Here is a 17439-nt window from a genome sequence, read left to right on the forward strand (position 1 = left end):
GGGCCCCTACCCTCGTGCCGTGACCCCAGACCGCTACGGCGCCGACGTGCTCTCCGGTGACTGGCGCGCGCCCCGCCGCGGTCGGTCCGTGCCCCTTCCGGCCGAGGTCGGCGTCGTCGTCGAGGACGTCGAGACCGGCTGGTGCGGGGCCATCACCCGCGTGGAGAAGGCCGGCGGGATGCACGTCGTGCACCTGGAGGACCGGCGCGGACGCAGCAAGGCGTTCCCGCTCGGTCCGGGGTTCCTGCTGGACGGCAGACCCGTGGAGCTGGTGGCGGTGAAGGACACCACCGCGATCGACGCCGCCCGCAAGGCCACCACCAGGACCGCCAGCGGCTCCCGTGCGGTGGCCGGCGTCACGGCCCGCGTCGCCGCCGGATCGCGCATCTTCGTCGAGGGCCGCCACGACGCGGAGCTGGTGGAGAAGGTCTGGGGCGACGACCTGCGGATCGAAGGGGTCGTGGTCGAGCTGCTCGAGGGCGTCGACGACCTGACGTCGGTGATCCGCGACTTCAAGCCGACCGCTCGGCGCCGGATGGGCGTGCTCGTCGATCATCTGGTCCCCGGCACCAAGGAGGCCCGGATCGTCGCGGGGGCGATGGCGTCGCCGTACGCGGGAGAGCACGTCCTCGTCGTCGGCCACCCGTACATCGACGTGTGGCAGTCGGTGCGTCCCGAGCGGCTGGGCTGGCAGCAGTGGCCGGTGATCCCCCGCGGCCGGTCCTGGAAGCACGGCATCCTCGCCGAGCTCGGCTGGCCGCACGAATCCCAGGCCGACGTCGCGCGCGGGTGGAAGCAGATCCTCGCGACCGTGCGCACCTACGCCGACCTCCAGCCGGAGCTGCTCGGCCGGGTCGAGGAACTCATCGACTTCGTCACCGTGCCGTCGCCATGAGCTCCTCTGGTCGCCCTGCCGTGGGGTTCCGCGCGGAGCTGGTCGCCGTCGTGGCCTCCGTGGGCGAGGACGGGCCGGCGGTGCTCGCCTCCGGCGACCCGCTGCAACTGCCCGCCGGGGAGCTGCGGGCCGACCACGACTCCCTGCAGGAGGGCGTGCGCGTTTTCGCCGCCGAGCAGACCGGGCACACGCTGGGCTACGTCGAGCAGCTCTACACGTTCGCCGACCTCGGACGCGGTGACGGCACCGGGCGGGTCATCTCGATCTCCTACCTCGGCCTCACCCGCGCCGACATCACCGCCGCCGAGTGGGCGGGCGCCTACACGTTGCTGCCCTGGGAGGACCGTCGCTCGGTCGGCACCGACCAGGCGCTCGTCGACGACCTGGCGCGGTGGGTGCGCGGTGTGCGAGGTGCCGCGCGGGAGGCGCGCGAGGAACGCCGCGAGCACCTCTTCGGGACCGGCTCGATGCCGTGGCGTCCCGAGCTGGCGCTGCAGCGGTACGAACTGCTCTGGGAGGCAGGCATCGTGGCCGAGTCGCCGCGCGCGAAGCAGGTGCGGGCGGAATCCGGTGTCGCGATGCTGCACGATCACCGCCGCATCGTCGCGACGGGGCTGTCCCGATTGCGATCGGCCCTGCAGTACCGGCCGGTGGTCTTCGAGCTGATGCCGCCGACGTTCACCCTCGGGCAGCTGCAGGACGTCGTGGAGGCCATCGCCGGGCAGGACGTGCACAAGCAGAACTTCCGCCGGCTGGTCGAACAGCAGCACCAGCTGGTCGAGCCCACCGGCGACCTCAGCCATGGGACAGGCGGGCGGCCCGCGCGCCGCTACCGCTTCCGGCGCGAGGTGTTCGCGGAGCGGGCGCAGGTGGGGACGAAGCTGCCGATCCCCCGCGGGCGGTAAGAGGCGCTCAGCGGAGGTTGTCGAGCTCGGATGTTATGCTCACTCTCAGCATTTACTCACTGGGAGCATTACTCCCGCATCGTGATTGCGAAAGGCACCGAGATGACCACAGCGACGTACGAGAAGGTGCGGCACGTCATCCCCGAGGTCGAGTGGGCGACGTTCGAGCCCGACATCGAGGCGATCGAGCGGCTCAAGGTCGAGCACGACGCGGTGATCCTGGCGCACAACTACATGACGCCGGAGATCTACCACGGTGTCGCGGACATCGTCGGCGACTCCCTGGCCCTGGCGCGCGAGGCACAGCACGTACGCGCGGGCACCATCGTGCTGGCGGGCGTGCACTTCATGGCCGAGACCGCGAAGCTGCTGAACCCGGCCAAGCGGGTGCTGCTCCCGGACCTGCGATCCGGGTGCTCGCTGGCGGAGAGCATCACGCCCGAGCAGGTGCGCGCGCTGCGGGCGGAGCACCCCGGCGTCCCCGTGGTCACCTACGTCAACACCTCGGCCGCGATCAAGGCCGAGAGCGATATCTGCTGCACCTCCGGCAACGCCGTGCGGGTCATCGAGTCGCTCGGGGTCGACAAGGTGATCATGATCCCGGACCAGTACCTCGCGCGGAACATCGCCGCGCGCACCGGCGTCGAGGTCATCACCCACCCCGGAGCGTGCGAGGTGCACGAGCGGTTCACGCCGCTGGACATCGCCGAGATCCGACAGGGCAACGAGGGCGTCGTCGTCCTCGCCCACCCCGAATGCCCGCCCGACGTGGTGCAGGCCGCGGACTACGCCGGCTCGACCGCCGACATGCAGGCGTACGTCGAGCAGCACCGTCCGGCGAAAGTCGCTCTCATCACCGAGTGTTCGATGTCGGACAACGTCGCTGCTGGCCACCCGGACATCGACTTCGTGCGTCCGTGCAACCTGTGCCCCCACATGAAGCGCAACACCCTGGGCGCCATCCGCGCGTCCCTGGAGCACGGGCGCCACGAGATCACCGTCGACCCGTCGCTGGCGGACGCCGCGCGGCTCTCGATCGAGCGCATGCTCGCGGTGTCGTGATGGGCACATCGACGGACAGCACACCGGTCGTCGTCGGTTCCGGGCTGGCCGGACTCACGGTCGCCCGGGCGCTCGCACCGGAGCGCTGCATCCTGGTGACGCCGGACGACCTCACCGCCGGCGCGGCGAGCATGTGGGCGCAAGGCGGGATCGCGGCCGCCATCGGCGAGGACGACTCTCCCGAGCTGCACGCCGTCGACACCCGGCGCGCCGGGGCCGACCTCGGCGACGCGGGCACGATCGCCCGGATCACGGCAGCCGCGCCGGACGTCGTACGCCGCCTGCACGCGCTGGGAGTGCCGTTCGACCTCGCCGCCGACCAGGCACTGGACCTCGCGCTCGAGGGTGGCCACTCGCGGCGGCGCATCGCGCATGCCGGCGACCGCAGCGGCGCCGCGATCACCCGCACGGTGGCCGGCCACGTGGCCACTCTCGACAGCGTCGAGATCCACACCGGACTGCACGCCCGCCGACTGGTGACCGACAGCGCCGGAAAGATCGCCGGTCTCGTGCTCAGGGCGGCCTCCGGCGCAGAGGTGACGATCGACACGGACCGGATCGTCCTCGCGACCGGCGGTCTCGGTGGGCTCTTCGCGCACACGACCAATCCGCGGACGGCACTCGGCCAGGGCATCGCGATGGCGTCCCGGGTCGGCGCCCGCACCGACGATCTGCACTTCGTGCAGTTCCACCCGACAGCCCTCGACGTCGGACTCGACCCCATGCCGCTGCTGACCGAGGCGCTGCGGGGGCGCAGCCGCCGTGCTGCTCGCCGACGGTGCGCGCTTCGTCGACGAGCTGCAGCCGCGCGACGTGGTCGCGGCCGCGGTCTGGGCGCAGGCCCAGTCCGGTCGGCGTGTGGTGCTGGACGCGCGCGACGTGCCCGACGTCCTGACCCGCTTCCCGGCGGTGGCCGACCTGGTGTCCGCAGCGGGCCTGGATCTTGCCTCCGACCTCCTGCCCGTCGCACCCGCCGTGCACTACGCGATGGGCGGTGTCACCGTCGACGCACGGTCGCGCACCAGCGTCCCCGGCCTCTGGGCGGTCGGTGAAGTGGCGCGCACCGGCCTGCACGGCGGCAACCGGCTGGCATCCAACTCGCTGCTCGAAGCGGTCGTGAGCGGTGAAGCCGCTGCCGCCGACCTGATCGGTGACACCTGGCGCGCAGGTGGCGACGTGGCCGCCGCCGATCAGGAGAGCCTGCGCGCCGCAGGCGAGGCTCCCGGCCCCGCGCTGGACGAGGTGCGGCAGGTGCTGGAGAGCAGCTGCGGGGTGCTGCGCACCGCGCACGACCTCCGCGCGGCCGTCGACCGGCTCGACGCGTGGACCCAGGACGACGCGGCGTACGTCGGGTGGCTCATCGCCCGCTCCGCGCTGGCCGACCCGCGCAGCGTCGGCGCCCACCGACGGGTCGACACCACCGCCGCAGGGAGCGCAGCGTGAGCACCGACCTCGCCCTCGTCGAGCTGATCCGGCGCGCGCTCCAGGAGGACCTCGGTGGGGTCGGCGACATCACCACGCAGGCAACGGTGCCGGTGGACGCCGTCGGCACGGCGTACGTCGTCGCGCGCCAACAGGGCGTGCTGTCCGGATCACGGTGCGTCGACACGGCATTCGATCTCGTCGATCCCCAGCTGCAGGTCGAGTGGAGCGCGAAGGACGGCGCGGAGGTCGCACCAGGACAGGTCGTCGCCACGGTGCGCGGCAGCGCCTGCTCGATCCTGACCGGCGAGCGCGTCGGACTCAATCTGCTGTCCCATCTGAGCGGCATCGCCACCCGCACGGCCGGCCTGGTGCGCCTGCTCGACGGCACCGGGGCGCGGATCGCCGACACCCGCAAGACGACGCCCGGCCTGCGGGCACTGCAGAAGCAGGCGGTGCGCAACGGCGGCGGCATCAACCACCGGTTCGGGCTCTTTGACGCGATCCTGGTCAAGGACAACCACATCGGACTCGGCGGTGGTCTGACACAGGTGCTGCGGCGGCTGGCCGAGCACGCCGGTCACCTCACCCGCGTGGAGATCGAGGTCGACGACCTCGACCAGTTGCGCCAGGTACTGGCCTTCGACGCGGCCCGGCTGCGATCCGGTCACGCACCCGTGGTGCACGCCGTGCTGCTGGACAACATGGGCCCGGACCTGATCGCCGAGGGGGCCGCCCTGATCCGGGACCACCCCGCGCCCGTGACGGTCGAGGTCTCTGGCGGCGTGACCGAGGAGTCGGTGCGTGCGCTCGCGCAGGCGGGTGCCGACGTCATCTCCGTCGGGGCACTGACGCACAGCGTCACGGAGCTGGACTTCGGGCTCGACCTGCACGAGTCATAGATCGGTTGTCAGCACTTTCGGGGCGAGGCAGCCACGAAGACGCTGACAATCGGACGGGACGAGCCCTCAGAAGCCGAGCAGCCGGCGTACGACGGTGTCGGCGAGCAGCCGACCCCGCAGCGTGAGCACCACGCGCCGGTCGATCGGTCGCACAGCCGCCGCCGGCTCGGCCAGCCCGTCAGCGATCAACCCCGCCATCGCCGTACGGCCCTGGGGGGCGAGCGAATCCAGCGGCAGTCCGTCGACCAGCCTGACGCCCAGCAGCACGGTCTCGTCGTAACGCTGCTCCTGCGTGAGCACCTCGCGGCCCCCTCCCGGTGAGACGCCGTCGGCGAGCCGACCGGCGTACGCCGTGGGGTGCTTGACGTTCCACCAGCGCACTCCGCCGACATGGCTGTGCGCGCCGGGTCCGATGCCCCACCAGTCGTCACCGCGCCAGTAGCTCTCGTTGTGTCGGCAGCGTGCGTCCGCGCGGGCCGCCCAGTTGCTGATCTCGTACCACCCGTAGCCGGCTGCGCCGAGCACCTCGTCGGCCAGCTCGTACTTGAGCGCCGCATCGTCGTCGGCCGGCATGGGGACGACGCCGCGGCGCACCTGCGCGGCGAGTTTGGTGCCCTGCTCCACCACGAGCGCGTACGCGCTCACGTGGTCCGGCGCCAGGGCCACCACCGTGTCGAGGCTGCGTCGCCAGTCCTGCAGCGACTCCCCCGGAGTCCCGTAGATCAGGTCCAGGCTCACCTGCAGCCCGGCATCCCTCGCGTAGGCCACAGCACGCTCGACGTTGGCCGGATCGTGGGTGCGGTCCAGGGTCGCCAGCACGTGCGGCACCGCGGACTGCATCCCCAGGCTGATGCGGGTGAATCCGCCCGCGGCCAGCGTGCGGGCCACCTCGGGCGTGACCGTGTCCGGGTTGGCCTCGGTCGTCACCTCGGCGTCCGGCGCCAGCCCGAAGCGGTCGCGCACCCCCTCGACCATCCGCACGAGGTCGTCTGCAGCGAGCATCGTGGGGGTACCACCACCGACGAAAATCGTTGTCACCGGCGCGGTTTCGTCGCCTGCGCGCAGGACGCGGTCGGCGAGGTCGAGCTCGGACAGTGCCGCGTCGGCGTACGAGCTCACCCCGGGCACACCCAGCTCGGTCAGCGTGTACGTGTTGAAATCGCAGTAGCCGCAACGCACCCTGCAGAACGGCACGTGCAGGTAGACGCCGAACTGTCGGCTCCCGATGCCGGCAAGGGCCGAGCCGGGCAGGGATCCGTCGGTGGGGACGGGTTCGCCGTCGGGCAGGGCACTGGGCACCCCACAATTGTCTCAGCGCCGAGCTGTGGCGCTTCCGGGGTCCCCGCGAAGTATCGGAGCGTCAGCGGAGAACTTCGTGGGGTCTGGCAGTGACCCAGACAGGGATGACGCCGCGGACGACCTCGGTGCCGTCGTCGACGAAGGCACTGCAGCGCACGTCCACCTGGAACGGCGGCTCGCCGGCCCAGTCGGACGGCTCGGTCCGCGCCTCGCAGCGGACGTCGGTGGGCACCTTGGCCAGGTAGTCCAATTCGATGCCCTTGGGAATCCAGCGCATCCCCGGCGGCACGCTCGCCTCGCAGAGCAGACCGAGCGCCGCCTCGAGCCCGTTCGCCACCGCGATCGCGTGCACCGTGCCGATGTGGTTCTGCCCGGCACGACGCTTGCGGATGCGCACCGAGGCGTGGTTCGGCGCCATCTGCGTCACGAACGGCCGCACGCTGGCGAAGTAGGGCGCCTTGAACGCGTACGCGGTTGAGAAGACCCGCCGACCGAACGGTCGACCGGTCAGCCGCTGGTAGAGGTGGTAGGTCGAGGCCATGACCAGATGTTACTGTTCGGTAGCGTCCGCACGTCGGACGACGATGTCCCGCACCGCGCGAGCCGCCTCGATGCCCTTGCGCTCGAACCGGGTCATCACCCGCCCGTCGAAACGGTCGCCGTACTCCGCACCCGGCTCGAAGCCGGGAGCCTCGCGCAGCACGTCCCGCATCTGCTCGGCGTAGTCCTCCCAGTCGGTCGCGAGACGCCACAGCCCGCCGGGCCGCAGCACCCGCACGACGTCGACGGCGAACATCGGGTCGACCAGCCGGCGCTTGTGGTGCTTGGCCTTGGGCCACGGGTCGGGGAAGAAGGTCCACAGCTGGTCCACGCTCGCGGCCGGCAGCGCCGTCGCGACCACGCCCGCGGCGTCGGCGCGCAGCACCCGCAGGTTGCCCACCTGCGCCTGGGCGGCCTTGGCGAGGGTCTGCGCGATCCCCGGACGCCAGACCTCGACCGCCAGGAAGTCCCACTCCGGGTGCTCGGCCGCGGCCGCGACCACGCAGTCACCCGAGCCGGAGCCGATCTCGACGACCAGCGGTGCTGTACGCCCGAAGGCCGCCGGCAGGTCGAGCACGAAGCCGGCGGCCACGCTGGTGCCCTCGATCGGCGGGGACAACAGGTATGCCGGACCGTGCACCTCCAGCGCGCGGTGGTGGCGAGGCGGCATCCGACCGCCGCGACGGGTGAACGACCGGTTGGTCGCCGCCGCCCTGCGGTCATCGTCCACGTAGGTCTGCGGCGAATCTCCCTGCGACACCTATTTCTTCGCTTTCTCCGCGGCGGATGAGTCTTGGGAGAGCGCGGCGATGAAGGCCTCCTGCGGCACCTCGACGGAGCCCACCATCTTCATCCGCTTCTTGCCCTCCTTCTGCTTCTCCAGCAGCTTGCGCTTGCGGCTGATGTCGCCGCCGTAGCACTTGGCGAGCACGTCCTTGCGGATGGCGCGGATGGTCTCGCGCGCGATGACCCGCGCGCCGATCGCGGCCTGGATCGGCACCTCGAACTGCTGGCGCGGGATGAGGTCCTTGAGCTTGCCGGCCATCATCACGCCGTACGCGTAGGCCTTGTCCCGGTGCACGATCGTGCTGAACGCGTCGACCATGTCGCCCTGCAGCAGCACGTCGACCTTGACCAGGTCGGCGACCTGCTCACCGTCGGGTTCGTAATCCAGAGAGGCGTATCCACGGGTCTTTGACTTCAGCGCGTCGAAGAAGTCGAAGACGATCTCGGCGAGCGGAAGCGTGTAGCGCATCTCGACCCGCTCGGGTGAGAGGTAGTCCATCCCGCGCAACGTGCCGCGCCGGGTCTGGCACAGCTCCATGATCGCGCCGATGAACTCGCTCGGCGCGAGGATCGTCGCGCGAACGATCGGTTCGGTGATCGAGGCGACCTTGCCCTCGGGGAACTCGCTCGGGTTGGTGACCACCTCGACCCGCCCGTCGTCCAGGGTGACGTCGTAGACCACGCTGGGCAGCGTCGAGATCAGGTCGAGGTCGAACTCCCGTTCCAGACGCTCCCGGACGATCTCCAGGTGCAGCATGCCGAGGAAGCCGATCCGGAAGCCGAAACCGAGCGCGACCGAGGTCTCCGGCTCGTAGACCAGCGCGGCGTCGTTCAGCTTCAGGCGGTCCAGGGCGTCGCGCAGGATCGGGTAGTCCGATCCGTCGATCGGGTAGAGCCCGGAGAACACCATCGGCTTGGGGTCGCGGTACCCGCCGAGAGCCTGCACCGAGCCGTTGCGCGAGCTGGTCACCGTGTCGCCGACGCGCGACTGCCGCACGTCCTTCACACCGGTGATGAGATAGCCCACCTCGCCCACGCCGAGGCCCTGGGCGGGCTTGGGCTCCGGTGAGATGACACCGATCTCGAGCAGTTCGTGGGTCGCCTTCGTGGACATCATCGTGATGCGCTCGCGCGGTGCGAGATTGCCGTCGATGACGCGCACGTAGGTCACGACGCCGCGGTAGGTGTCGTAGACCGAGTCGAAGATCATCGCGCGGGCGGGGCCGTCGGCGTTGCCCGTGGGCGCGGGCAGCTGGTGCACTATCTGATCCAGCAGCGGCTCGACGCCGACACCGGTCTTGCCCGAGACCTGCAGGCAGTCCGAGGGCTCACAGCCGATGAGCCCGGCGAGCTCCTCCGCGTACTTCTCCGGCTGCGCGGCCGGCAGGTCGATCTTGTTGAGGACCGGGATGATGGTGAGGTCGTTCTCCATGGCTAGGTAGAGGTTGGCCAGGGTCTGCGCCTCGATGCCCTGCGCCGCGTCGACCAGCAGCACCGCACCCTCGCACGCTGCGAGCGAACGGGACACCTCGTAGGTGAAGTCGACGTGGCCCGGCGTGTCGATCATGTTCAGGCAGTACGTCGTCCCGTCGACCTCCCAGGGCATCCGCACGGCCTGGCTCTTGATCGTGATGCCGCGCTCGCGCTCGATGTCCATCCGGTCCAGGTACTGCGCGCGCATCGCCCGGTCGTCGACGACGCCGGTGATCTGCAGCATCCGGTCGGCCAGGGTCGACTTGCCGTGGTCGATGTGGGCGATGATGCAGAAGTTGCGGATCAGGTCCGGCGGCGTCGCGGCAGGCTGCAGCGCGGTGCGGGCCATGGGTGACACGTGTGAGGTCCTCAGGGGATAGCGGAGAAGTGCGGCGAAGGGCCCATTCTCCCACGGTCCGCGGACACGCCGGTCGCGCCCGACCCGCCCCCGGGTGGGCGGCGTCACATTGAATCCCTATGGTGGTGCCGCAAGTTACCGATCAGTAGCGAAGGGATCATCCATGAGGACGCGAACGACACTGTTGGGCTGCGCGGCGGTCGCGAGCAGCGCGGGACTGCTGCTCACCTCCGCGCCGGGCGCCTCGGCCGACACCGTGTGGACCCTGCGGCACAACGCCACCGCGACGACGTACATCAAGGCGATGAACAAGTCGGTCACGACCACCGGCACGCAGACGGCGCAGTTCGACCTGACCAACCGCAAGCTCACCGCCGTACTGAACCTGGCCCCCACGAGCACGGACATCAAGCTGGCCGGTCTGCCGCTCGCCAAGGCGACGATCGCGATCGAGAACGTCGGCAAGGCCACGGGGACGATCGACTACCAGAACAAGGTGTCGGTCACCCAGCGGGTCAACCTGCACATCACCAGCCTCAACCCGCTGGGTCTGCCGGTGAACCTGGTCGGCAACGACTGCAAGACCTCGACGCCGGTGACGCTCAACCTCACCGGCAAGGTCACCGGGCTGTTCGACCCGTTCAGCCTCTCGGGCACGTTCTCCATCCCGAAGTTCGCGGGCTGCGGGCTGGCGACTCCGGCCGTCAGCGCGCTGACCAGTGGCGACGGCAACACCGTGAAGGTGGACTACGTCGTCCCCAAGTAGGGACTCAGGCGGGTCGGGCGGCCACGGCGTTGCGCGCCGTACGCCGCCCGGCCACCGCCGAGACCGCGGTGATGGCGATGCCGCCGACCGCGAGGAACGCCCCGACCCGGCTCGGCCACTCGTACCCCAGACCCTGCGAGAGCACCAGTCCCCCGACCCAGGCGCCGAGCGCGTTGGCCAGGTTGAGCGTGGAGTGGTTGAGCGCGGCGGCGAGCGCCTGGCCGTCGTGCGCGACGTCCATCAGCCGGGTCTGCAGCATCGGCACTAGCAGGGTGCCGACGAAACCCAGCAGGAAGACCGCGGCCACCGCGCCCGGCACCGTGTGCACCATCGGGCCGAAGGCGAACAGGAGCCCGGTGATGAGGACGAGCGAGAGCAGGATCCCGCGCAGCAGCCCGATCCGGGCGACCCGGCCGCTGGCGAAGGCGCCGGTCGTCATGCCCACGCCGTAACAGACCAGGAACAACGGGACGACGCCGTCGTGCACGCCCGTGAGATGGGTCAGGGTCGGCGCGATGTAGGAGAAGGTCGCGAACATCCCACCGAATCCGACGGTGCCGATCCCGAGCGCCAGCCACACCTGCGGCAGGCGCAGGGCCGCCAGCTCCGATCCGGCGTTCGCTGCGGTGTCCGTGTGCTGATGCGGCACCCAGCGCCACACGGCGAGCGCGGTGAGTGCGGCGATCACGCCGACGCCGGCGTAGGGCCACTGCCAGCCGAGATCCTGACCGATGAGGGTCGACGCGGGGACGCCGACGATGTTCGCGACCGTCAGCCCCGACAGGCTCATGGCCACGGCCCAGGTGCGCCGTTCCTTGTCGACCAGGCCGGCGGCGAGCACGGAGGCGATGCCGAAGAAGGCTCCGTGCGGGAGCCCGGACAGGAAGCGCGCAACGAGCAGCGTGCCGAAATTCGGTGCGAGCGCGGATGCCGTGTTGAAGACGGCGAACGCGATCATCAGCGCGATGAGCAGACCCTTGCGCGGCAGTTTCGCGGCCAACGTGGCGATGGTCGGTGCTCCGACCACGACGCCGAGCGCGTACGCCGAGACGACGTGGCCGGCCTGCGGGATGCCGACGTGCACGCCGTGCGCAATCTGCGGCAGCAGGCCCATCGTGACGAACTCGGTGGTGCCGATCGCGAAGCCGCCGAGCGCCATCGACGCCAGCGCCGCGTGCAGCGCGAACCCGTGCAGCGTCCCGGTGGGCGGCTTGGTCGCGGGGCGCTCGGAGGGGCGCGTCGCGTCGAGCGCGGCGGGGCCGGGGACGGTGTCTGTCACTGTCACCATGGTGCTACCTCGCGAGGCGCAGCCGAAATTGCGGCGGCCGCACCTGCAGGATGGACTCCATGACGCAGCGGCCACTGGGGGGCATCGACGTCCACCAGCACCCGTGGCCGCCGGACTTCATCGAGCGGCTGCGCCGGCGTGCCACTCCCCCGATGCTGCGCGGCTGGACGCTGCACACGTCGTACGAGGCGCCGTACGACGTCGACGCCTGGCACACCGGCGTCGCTGGTCTCGGCGGCCCGTTCGTCGGCTGGGCCGTCGCATCGACCCGCGAGCCGGACCTGGCTCACCTCGACCGGCTGCTGCGCACCCCTGGGATCGTGGGGCTGCAGGTGAGGTCCCACTCGATGGACACGCCTGCGTCCCTGGAGGCCCTGGCCCCCCTGCTGCGCCGCGCCGAGCTCGCCGATCGACCCGTCCTGGTGCATCCCGGTCCCGTGGATCCGCATCCCGGACCCGACTGGTGGCCGGCCGTGGTGCAGTACCCAGCGGCCCAGCAGGCGGCGTGGTGGTCCTGGCAGACGGTCGGCCGCTCGCTCCTGCCGGATCTGCGCATCTGCATCGTGGCGGGCGCAGGTCTCGCACCCTTGTCCATCGAGCGGTTCGCGGTGCGCGCCCGCGCCGTCGCGCGCGCCGACGACGACCTCTTCGTGGACACCTCCTCGTACGGGCGCCTCGGTGTGGACGCGCTGCGTACGGCGCTCGGCGCGCGCGATCGTCCTCGGCAGCGACCGTCCGTACGCCGAGCCGTTCGACCTGATCGCCGATCCGCACCCGAGCGACGCCGAACTGCGGGCGTACTGCCACGACAATCCCGCGCGGCTGCTCGGGGTGGCACCGAACTGACTCAGCGGACCCGCAGCCGGTGGGCCAGCTCCGGCACCACGTGCCGTGCGGCCTGCAGATCGGCCGTCAGGTCGCGATCCTCCAACCGAGCGAGACCTGCCTGCAAGGGTGCGAGCTGGGACCACCGAGGCATTCGCCCGGTGAGGGTGAGGGCTCTGGCGGCAGTGAGGAGTTCGGCGGCGAGCAGGTCGCGGTAGGCCTGCTCGGCATCGAGCGCGCCCCGCGCCGACACCGACGCGAAGGACGCGTCGTCCTCCAGTCCCCGCGACAGCGTGACGGTCCCGGCGCTGGCCGGGGCGGCGAGGGAGCGCAGCGCCGCCATGGCCGACGCCGCGACCAGTTCCACCAGCATCGTGCCGGACGCGCCGGGAGTGCCGTCGGTGAGGAACGCCGAGGCACCGGTGAGCCCGGGGCTCGACAGCATCGTCGTGCGGCCGAGCCCGAGCTGGGCGGCCTGCACGAGCGCGCCGAGCAGCCCCTCCACCGCGTTCGCGAGGTAGGCGGCATGGAACGCGCCGTGATGGGTGATCCCGCTGTGCTCGTCGAAGACCGGGTTCTCGCTCGGGGCGTTCGCCATCGCGTGGACGGTGCCCGCGGCCCGGTCGAGCGCGTCGAGCAGGACCCCGTGACCCTGGGGCATGGCGCGCAGCCCGAACGGATCCTGGATCCGGGCCGGCGGATCGGCGTACCCGTCGTCGTCCAGCACCTGCCTCATCCCGGCGCACACCCGGTGCGCACCGCGGAACGGGGTGGCACGCTCGACGGCCGGCCCGAACGGCTCGACGTTGCCGTGCACCGCACGAAGAGTGAGCGAGGCGATCGGCACGGCGGCCCTGGTGAGTGTCTCCAGCCGGTGGATCGCGAGCGCCGCGTCCCCGATCGCAGCGGCGTTGCTGGAGATCAGCGCCAGCGCGTCACCCGGTCGGACACGGGGGCCGTCGGGGTGGTCCAGCAACGCGACCCCCACCGTGGCCAGGGCGCTGAGATCGCCGGTGCCGATGCTCCCGCGCTCGAGCACGGGAGGCAGGGTGTCGGTGTTGAGCAGCTCGAGCAGGGCGTCGAACGCCGTCCGACTGAGCCCGCTGCCGCCGGCCGCGAGCTGACCGATCCGCACGGCGACCATCGCCCGCACCCGGGTCGCGTCACGGGGCGTGCCGAGCGAAGTGGCGTGCGAGCGCAGCACCCGGGCCAGCTGACCGTCCGGATCCTGGACGGGTACCGATCGGTTGCCGCCGACCCCGGTGGAACGACCGTAGACCGGCCGCTGCGTTGACAGGCGTTCCGCGACGGCGGCGCCGGAGGCCAATCGGTCGCCGACTTCCGTTGTCACAGTGAGCATTTCGCGACTCAGCGCGATGCGAGCGATGTCGCCGATGCGCAGTCCCGCAGACGTCAGTTCCACCCTCACACCCTCCCCCACCGAGCGCCGCCGGGCGAGAGATCCCCGGGTGGTTCCACAGACGGGAAAAGAGTGTCAGGCTACCGCCTAGCGAAAACCCGTTGCTATGGAATGGAAACCGTTGACCGCTCCTGGCAGGACGGCCTCCGAGGCCCCCGCGTCGTCGACCCGCGCCGTCGACCGGGCCATGGCCCTGCTCTCGGAAGTGTGCGGCGAACAGTCGTTGACCTTGACCGAATGCGCACGCCGTACCGCGCTGCCCGCGAGCACCGCACTGCGTCTCCTGCGCACACTGGAGAACTCCGGGTTCGTCACCCGCGACCCCGACGGCAGCTTCGGCGCCGGTCCGCGGATGGTGCAGATCGGGACCCGCGCCCTCAGCAGTCACCGCCTCGTCGCTCTCAGCCGTCCGCTGCTCGCGGACGTGGTCGACGCGACCGGCGAGTCGGCCTACCTCGCCCTGCCCGGACCGGGTCGGACCGCCGTGTACGCCGCGACGCACGAAGGCACCTGGCCCATCCGGCACAGTTCGTGGATCGGCCGGGAGGTCGGCCTGGACGCGTACGCCGTGCGCGCCGCCCTGGCCGGAGAGGCGACGCCGCAGGGGTATCTCGCCACCCGCGGGCAGCTGGAGCCCGACATCACGGCGGTCTCCGCTCCGGTCCGATCGCAGGACAGGATCGTCGCTGCGGTCACGATCCTCGGCCCGACCTACCGACTCACCGGAAACGCGTTGTCACACTGCGGTGCTGTGATTGCGGCAGCGGCGCACCGTCTCGAAGTCCAGCTCGGCACCTAGGAGAGATTGCGCATGATCCGTTTCGACAACGTCACCAAGCGATATCCCGACGGGACCGTCGCCGTGGACTCCCTCGACCTCACCGCGCAGACCGGCAAGATCACCGTCCTGGTCGGTCCGTCAGGCTGCGGCAAGACCACGAGCCTGCGGATGATCAACCGGATGATCGAGCCCTCCGCCGGCTCCATCTGGCTGGACGACCGCGACACCTCCACGATCGCCACGCACGAGCTGCGGCGCCGGATCGGCTACGTCATCCAGCACGCTGGCCTCTTCCCCCATCGCACGATCGTCGACAACGTCGCCACCGTGCCGCTCCTGCTCGGCACCGACAAGAAGAAGGCGCGCAGCGACGCGATGGATCTGCTCGAGCGGGTCGGTCTGGATCGGGGCTTCGCCAAGCGCTACCCCGCCCAGCTGTCCGGTGGCCAGCAGCAGCGCGTCGGCGTCGCCCGCGCGCTTGCAGCCGACCCGCCGGTGATGCTGATGGACGAGCCGTTCTCGGCGGTCGACCCGGTGGTGCGCGAGCAACTGCAGGACGAGTTCCTGCGCCTGCAGGACGACCTCGGCAAGACCATCGTGTTCGTCACCCACGACATCGACGAGGCCATCAAGCTCGGCGACCAGATCGCCGTCCTGCGCGTCGGCGGCCACCTGGCCCAGCTCGCCACCCCCGCCGACCTGCTCGCCCGCCCGGCCGACGCGTTCGTGGCCGGGTTCGTCGGGCGCGACCGCGGCTATCGCGCGCTCGGGTTCAGCGAGGGGCAGGAGCTGCCGCACCACGAGGAGCCCACCGTGCGGATGGGCGAGACGGTCCCGGCCGCGTCCGAGGCCGCCGAGTGGCTGCTCGCGGTCGACGGTGACCTGCACCCGCAGGGCTGGATCAATGTGGAGCAGACCGCCGGACGCGAGGTCACCGAGGAGCTGCTCTACCGCGGTGGCACCCTCGCCACCCAGGGCGGATCGCTGCGTGCGGCCCTCGACGCCTGCCTGTCCTCGCCGTCCGGGCGCGGCGTGGTCGTCGACGAGGACCACCGGCTGCTCGGCAGCGCCCAGCTCGACGAGGTCGTGCAGCTCATCAAGACCGAGCCCCGCCCGTCCCTCGCCGACCACACGGACCAGACCGGGCAGGGCGACCAGGACGGCGCCGACCACCGGGTCTCCGGTGCCACGCCGGCCACGCTGCAGAAGGGTCCGGCATGAGCGGCCTCGCGAGCGAAGTGAGTTCCTCACCGCTCAGCTTCTGGAGCTACTTCATGGACCACCGCAGCACGGACCTGCAGCTGCTCTGGTCCCACACCTGGCTCTCGGTCGTACCAGTCGTCCTGGGACTGATCATCGCGCTGCCGCTCGGGTGGCTCTCGAACCGGTTCTCGTGGAGCTATCCGCCGATCATGACCGTCTCGGGCTTGCTCTACACGATCCCCTCGATCGCGCTCTTCGTGCTGATCCCGCCACTGCTGCACCTGGACCAGCTCTCGGAACTGCAGGTGCCGATCGCCCTCACGGTCTACTCGGTGGCGCTGCTGGTGCGGGTCGTCGCCGACGGCCTCGGCTCGGTCAGCGAGGACACCCGCCAGGCGGCCACCGCCATCGGCTTCACCCCGCTGGCCCGCTTCTTCAAGGTCGACCTGCCGATCGCCGTGCCCGTGATCACCGCGGGCCTGCGGGTAGCCGTGGTCTCCAACGTCAGCATCGTGGCGATCGCCGGCACCATCGGCTTCCAGAACCTCGGCAACCTCTTCACGACGGGCTACCAGCTGTCCTCCGGGACCAGCCCCTATTACCCGCCCATCGTGCTGGGCCTGATCCTCTGCGTGATCCTCGCGCTCGCGCTGGACGCGCTGGTGATCCTGGCCGGTCGAGGGCTCACACCGTGGCGACGGGCGGTACGAGCATGATCGGCAACGTCATCACCTGGCTCAACGACCCGTCGCACTGGCGCGGGACGGGGACGACCGACGGCATCGTCACGCAGCTGGAACGCCACATCTCCTACGTCGGCATCGCGCTCCTCATCGCGATGCTGATCGCCGTGCCGTTGGGCCTGCTCATCGGCCACACGGGCAGGGGCGGTTCGGCGGTCTCCGTCGCCAACGCCATCAGGTCGATCCCGAGCATCGGGCTGCTGATCCTGCTGGTGGTGATCATCTCCCCGCACTTCCACGGGCGCACCCAGGCTGGATTCATCATTCCGACCGAGATTGTCCTCATGCTGCTCGCCGTCCCGCCGATCCTCGCCGGCACCTACGCGGGTGTGGAGAACGTCGATCCGGCTGTGCGGGACGCGGCCTACGGGATGGGGATGAAGGGAGGTCAGGTGTTGCTGCAGGTGGAACTGCCCAACTCTCTGCCCCTCGTCATCTCCGGGGTGCGCTCCGCGGCGCTGCAGCTCATCGCCACGGCCACCATCGCGTCGTTCGTGCCGCTCGGCGGCCTCGGCCGGTTCATCTACGACGGACTCGCCCAGCGCGACTTCCCGCAGATGATCGGCGGCGGCGTGCTCGTCGCGTTGCTCGCCCTGCTCGTCGACCTGCTGCTGGCCGCCATCCAGCGCATCCTGGTCTCGCCCGGGGTGAGCGGACGGTTCTCCAAGCGCGCGGACCGGCGTCGCGGCGCCGCTGGGGAGGCCGACTCCCGGGTGGCCGCCCTCGACGAGGCGGAGGTAGCCGCCTGAGGGCCCACGGACCGGCCCCGTC

Annotated in this window: 17 protein-coding genes and 1 pseudogene; 12 read left to right on the forward strand and 6 right to left on the reverse strand. The window is 70.9% G+C overall.

Annotation, left to right across the window (positions count from 1 at the left end):
* Positions 1–19 precede the first annotated feature (19 nt).
* The 6 genes and pseudogenes from LVQ62_RS14775 (at position 20) to nadC (ending at position 5186) form a co-directional block, all read left to right on the forward strand.
* Positions 20–895: a DUF3097 domain-containing protein gene (locus LVQ62_RS14775; protein ID WP_233762729.1), complete on the forward strand. Its 876-nt coding sequence runs from the start codon at positions 20–22 to the stop codon at positions 893–895.
* The gene (locus LVQ62_RS14780) at positions 892–1800 is read left to right on the forward strand and encodes a hypothetical protein (RefSeq protein WP_233762731.1); all 909 of its coding nucleotides are present in this window, start codon (positions 892–894) and stop codon (positions 1798–1800) included. The genes LVQ62_RS14775 and LVQ62_RS14780 overlap by 4 nt, the downstream gene beginning before the upstream one ends.
* Before the next feature lie 102 nt (positions 1801–1902).
* Positions 1903–2862: a quinolinate synthase NadA gene (nadA, locus tag LVQ62_RS14785; RefSeq protein WP_233762733.1), complete on the forward strand. Its 960-nt coding sequence runs from the start codon at positions 1903–1905 to the stop codon at positions 2860–2862.
* A pseudogene (locus LVQ62_RS14790) lies at positions 2862–3906 on the forward strand (FAD-binding protein); the annotation flags it as partial. The gene nadA and the pseudogene LVQ62_RS14790, both read left to right, overlap by 1 nt.
* 9 nt (positions 3907–3915) lie before the next feature.
* Positions 3916–4305: a hypothetical protein gene (locus tag LVQ62_RS14795; RefSeq protein WP_233762737.1), complete on the forward strand. Its 390-nt coding sequence runs from the start codon at positions 3916–3918 to the stop codon at positions 4303–4305.
* Positions 4302–5186 (forward strand): carboxylating nicotinate-nucleotide diphosphorylase, encoded by an 885-nt coding sequence (gene nadC / locus LVQ62_RS14800; RefSeq protein ID WP_233762740.1) that lies wholly within the window; start codon positions 4302–4304, stop codon positions 5184–5186. The genes LVQ62_RS14795 and nadC overlap by 4 nt, the downstream gene beginning before the upstream one ends.
* A gap of 66 nt (positions 5187–5252) precedes the next feature.
* On the opposite strand, the gene hemW is transcribed toward nadC, so the two are convergent.
* From hemW to lepA, 4 genes are all read right to left on the reverse strand, one after another.
* Positions 5253–6485, reverse strand: a complete 1233-nt coding sequence (gene hemW / locus LVQ62_RS14805) for a radical SAM family heme chaperone HemW (protein WP_233762741.1) — start codon at positions 6483–6485, stop codon at positions 5253–5255.
* Between the two features lie 61 nt (positions 6486–6546).
* Complete coding sequence (locus tag LVQ62_RS14810; RefSeq protein ID WP_233762744.1) at positions 6547–7026, reverse strand: hotdog fold domain-containing protein; 480 nt, start codon at positions 7024–7026, stop codon at positions 6547–6549.
* 9 nt (positions 7027–7035) lie between these two features.
* On the reverse strand, positions 7036–7785 hold the full coding sequence (gene trmB, locus LVQ62_RS14815) for a tRNA (guanosine(46)-N7)-methyltransferase TrmB (RefSeq protein WP_233762745.1): 750 nt from the start codon (positions 7783–7785) through the stop codon (positions 7036–7038).
* On the reverse strand, positions 7786–9633 hold the full coding sequence (gene lepA, locus LVQ62_RS14820; RefSeq protein ID WP_208053718.1) for a translation elongation factor 4: 1848 nt from the start codon (positions 9631–9633) through the stop codon (positions 7786–7788).
* Positions 9634–9805: 172 nt separating this feature from the next.
* Between lepA and LVQ62_RS14825 the strand changes: the two genes are divergently transcribed.
* On the forward strand, positions 9806–10408 hold the full coding sequence (locus tag LVQ62_RS14825; protein WP_233762747.1) for a hypothetical protein: 603 nt from the start codon (positions 9806–9808) through the stop codon (positions 10406–10408).
* A gap of 4 nt (positions 10409–10412) precedes the next feature.
* Here the strand turns inward: LVQ62_RS14825 and LVQ62_RS14830 are convergent, their stop codons facing one another.
* A complete protein-coding gene (locus tag LVQ62_RS14830) occupies positions 10413–11696 on the reverse strand; it encodes an MFS transporter (RefSeq protein WP_233762749.1) in 1284 nt (427 codons plus the stop codon).
* Positions 11697–12374: 678 nt separating this feature from the next.
* Here LVQ62_RS14830 and LVQ62_RS14835 point away from each other — a divergent pair.
* Positions 12375–12542 (forward strand): hypothetical protein, encoded by a 168-nt coding sequence (locus tag LVQ62_RS14835; protein ID WP_233762751.1) that lies wholly within the window; start codon positions 12375–12377, stop codon positions 12540–12542.
* A 1-nt stretch (position 12543) separates the two neighbouring features.
* Here the strand turns inward: LVQ62_RS14835 and LVQ62_RS14840 are convergent, their stop codons facing one another.
* Positions 12544–13944 (reverse strand): aromatic amino acid ammonia-lyase, encoded by a 1401-nt coding sequence (locus tag LVQ62_RS14840; protein WP_233762753.1) that lies wholly within the window; start codon positions 13942–13944, stop codon positions 12544–12546.
* Between the two features lie 103 nt (positions 13945–14047).
* Between LVQ62_RS14840 and LVQ62_RS14845 the strand changes: the two genes are divergently transcribed.
* The 4 genes from LVQ62_RS14845 to LVQ62_RS14860 are packed head-to-tail and all read left to right on the forward strand — an operon-like array spanning position 14048 to position 17417.
* Positions 14048–14740 carry an IclR family transcriptional regulator gene (locus tag LVQ62_RS14845; protein WP_255696412.1) on the forward strand — a complete coding sequence of 231 codons (693 nt, stop codon included), beginning with the start codon at positions 14048–14050 and terminating at the stop codon, positions 14738–14740.
* A gap of 12 nt (positions 14741–14752) precedes the next feature.
* A complete protein-coding gene (locus LVQ62_RS14850) occupies positions 14753–15943 on the forward strand; it encodes an ABC transporter ATP-binding protein (RefSeq protein WP_233762755.1) in 1191 nt (396 codons plus the stop codon).
* Positions 15940–16641, forward strand: coding sequence for an ABC transporter permease (locus tag LVQ62_RS14855; RefSeq protein ID WP_233762757.1), 702 nt, complete (start codon positions 15940–15942; stop codon positions 16639–16641). The genes LVQ62_RS14850 and LVQ62_RS14855 overlap by 4 nt, the downstream gene beginning before the upstream one ends.
* A complete protein-coding gene (locus LVQ62_RS14860; RefSeq protein ID WP_179479927.1) occupies positions 16638–17417 on the forward strand; it encodes an ABC transporter permease in 780 nt (259 codons plus the stop codon). Before LVQ62_RS14855 ends, LVQ62_RS14860 begins: the two co-directional genes overlap by 4 nt.
* Positions 17418–17439: the final 22 nt, after the last annotated feature.

It is taken from the genome of Allobranchiibius sp. GilTou73, assembly GCF_021391335.1.
GTDB lineage: Bacteria > Actinomycetota > Actinomycetes > Actinomycetales > Dermatophilaceae > Allobranchiibius > Allobranchiibius huperziae.

What these genes read in the sequence shown, in the direction of transcription:
- LVQ62_RS14780 (WP_233762731.1), top strand. Translation starts at nt 892, where the DNA reads ATGAGCTCCTCTGGTCGCCCTGCCGTGGGGTTCCGCGCGGAGCTGGTC.
- nadA (WP_233762733.1), top strand. Translation starts at nt 1,903, where the DNA reads ATGACCACAGCGACGTACGAGAAGGTGCGGCACGTCATCCCCGAGGTC.
- LVQ62_RS14810 (WP_233762744.1), bottom strand. Translation starts at nt 7,026, where the DNA reads ATGGCCTCGACCTACCACCTCTACCAGCGGCTGACCGGTCGACCGTTC.
- lepA (WP_208053718.1), bottom strand. Translation starts at nt 9,633, where the DNA reads ATGGCCCGCACCGCGCTGCAGCCTGCCGCGACGCCGCCGGACCTGATC.
- LVQ62_RS14825 (WP_233762747.1), top strand. Translation starts at nt 9,806, where the DNA reads ATGAGGACGCGAACGACACTGTTGGGCTGCGCGGCGGTCGCGAGCAGC.
- LVQ62_RS14830 (WP_233762749.1), bottom strand. Translation starts at nt 11,696, where the DNA reads ATGGTGACAGTGACAGACACCGTCCCCGGCCCCGCCGCGCTCGACGCG.
- LVQ62_RS14845 (WP_255696412.1), top strand. Translation starts at nt 14,048, where the DNA reads ATGGAATGGAAACCGTTGACCGCTCCTGGCAGGACGGCCTCCGAGGCC.
- LVQ62_RS14850 (WP_233762755.1), top strand. Translation starts at nt 14,753, where the DNA reads ATGATCCGTTTCGACAACGTCACCAAGCGATATCCCGACGGGACCGTC.
- LVQ62_RS14855 (WP_233762757.1), top strand. Translation starts at nt 15,940, where the DNA reads ATGAGCGGCCTCGCGAGCGAAGTGAGTTCCTCACCGCTCAGCTTCTGG.
- LVQ62_RS14860 (WP_179479927.1), top strand. Translation starts at nt 16,638, where the DNA reads ATGATCGGCAACGTCATCACCTGGCTCAACGACCCGTCGCACTGGCGC.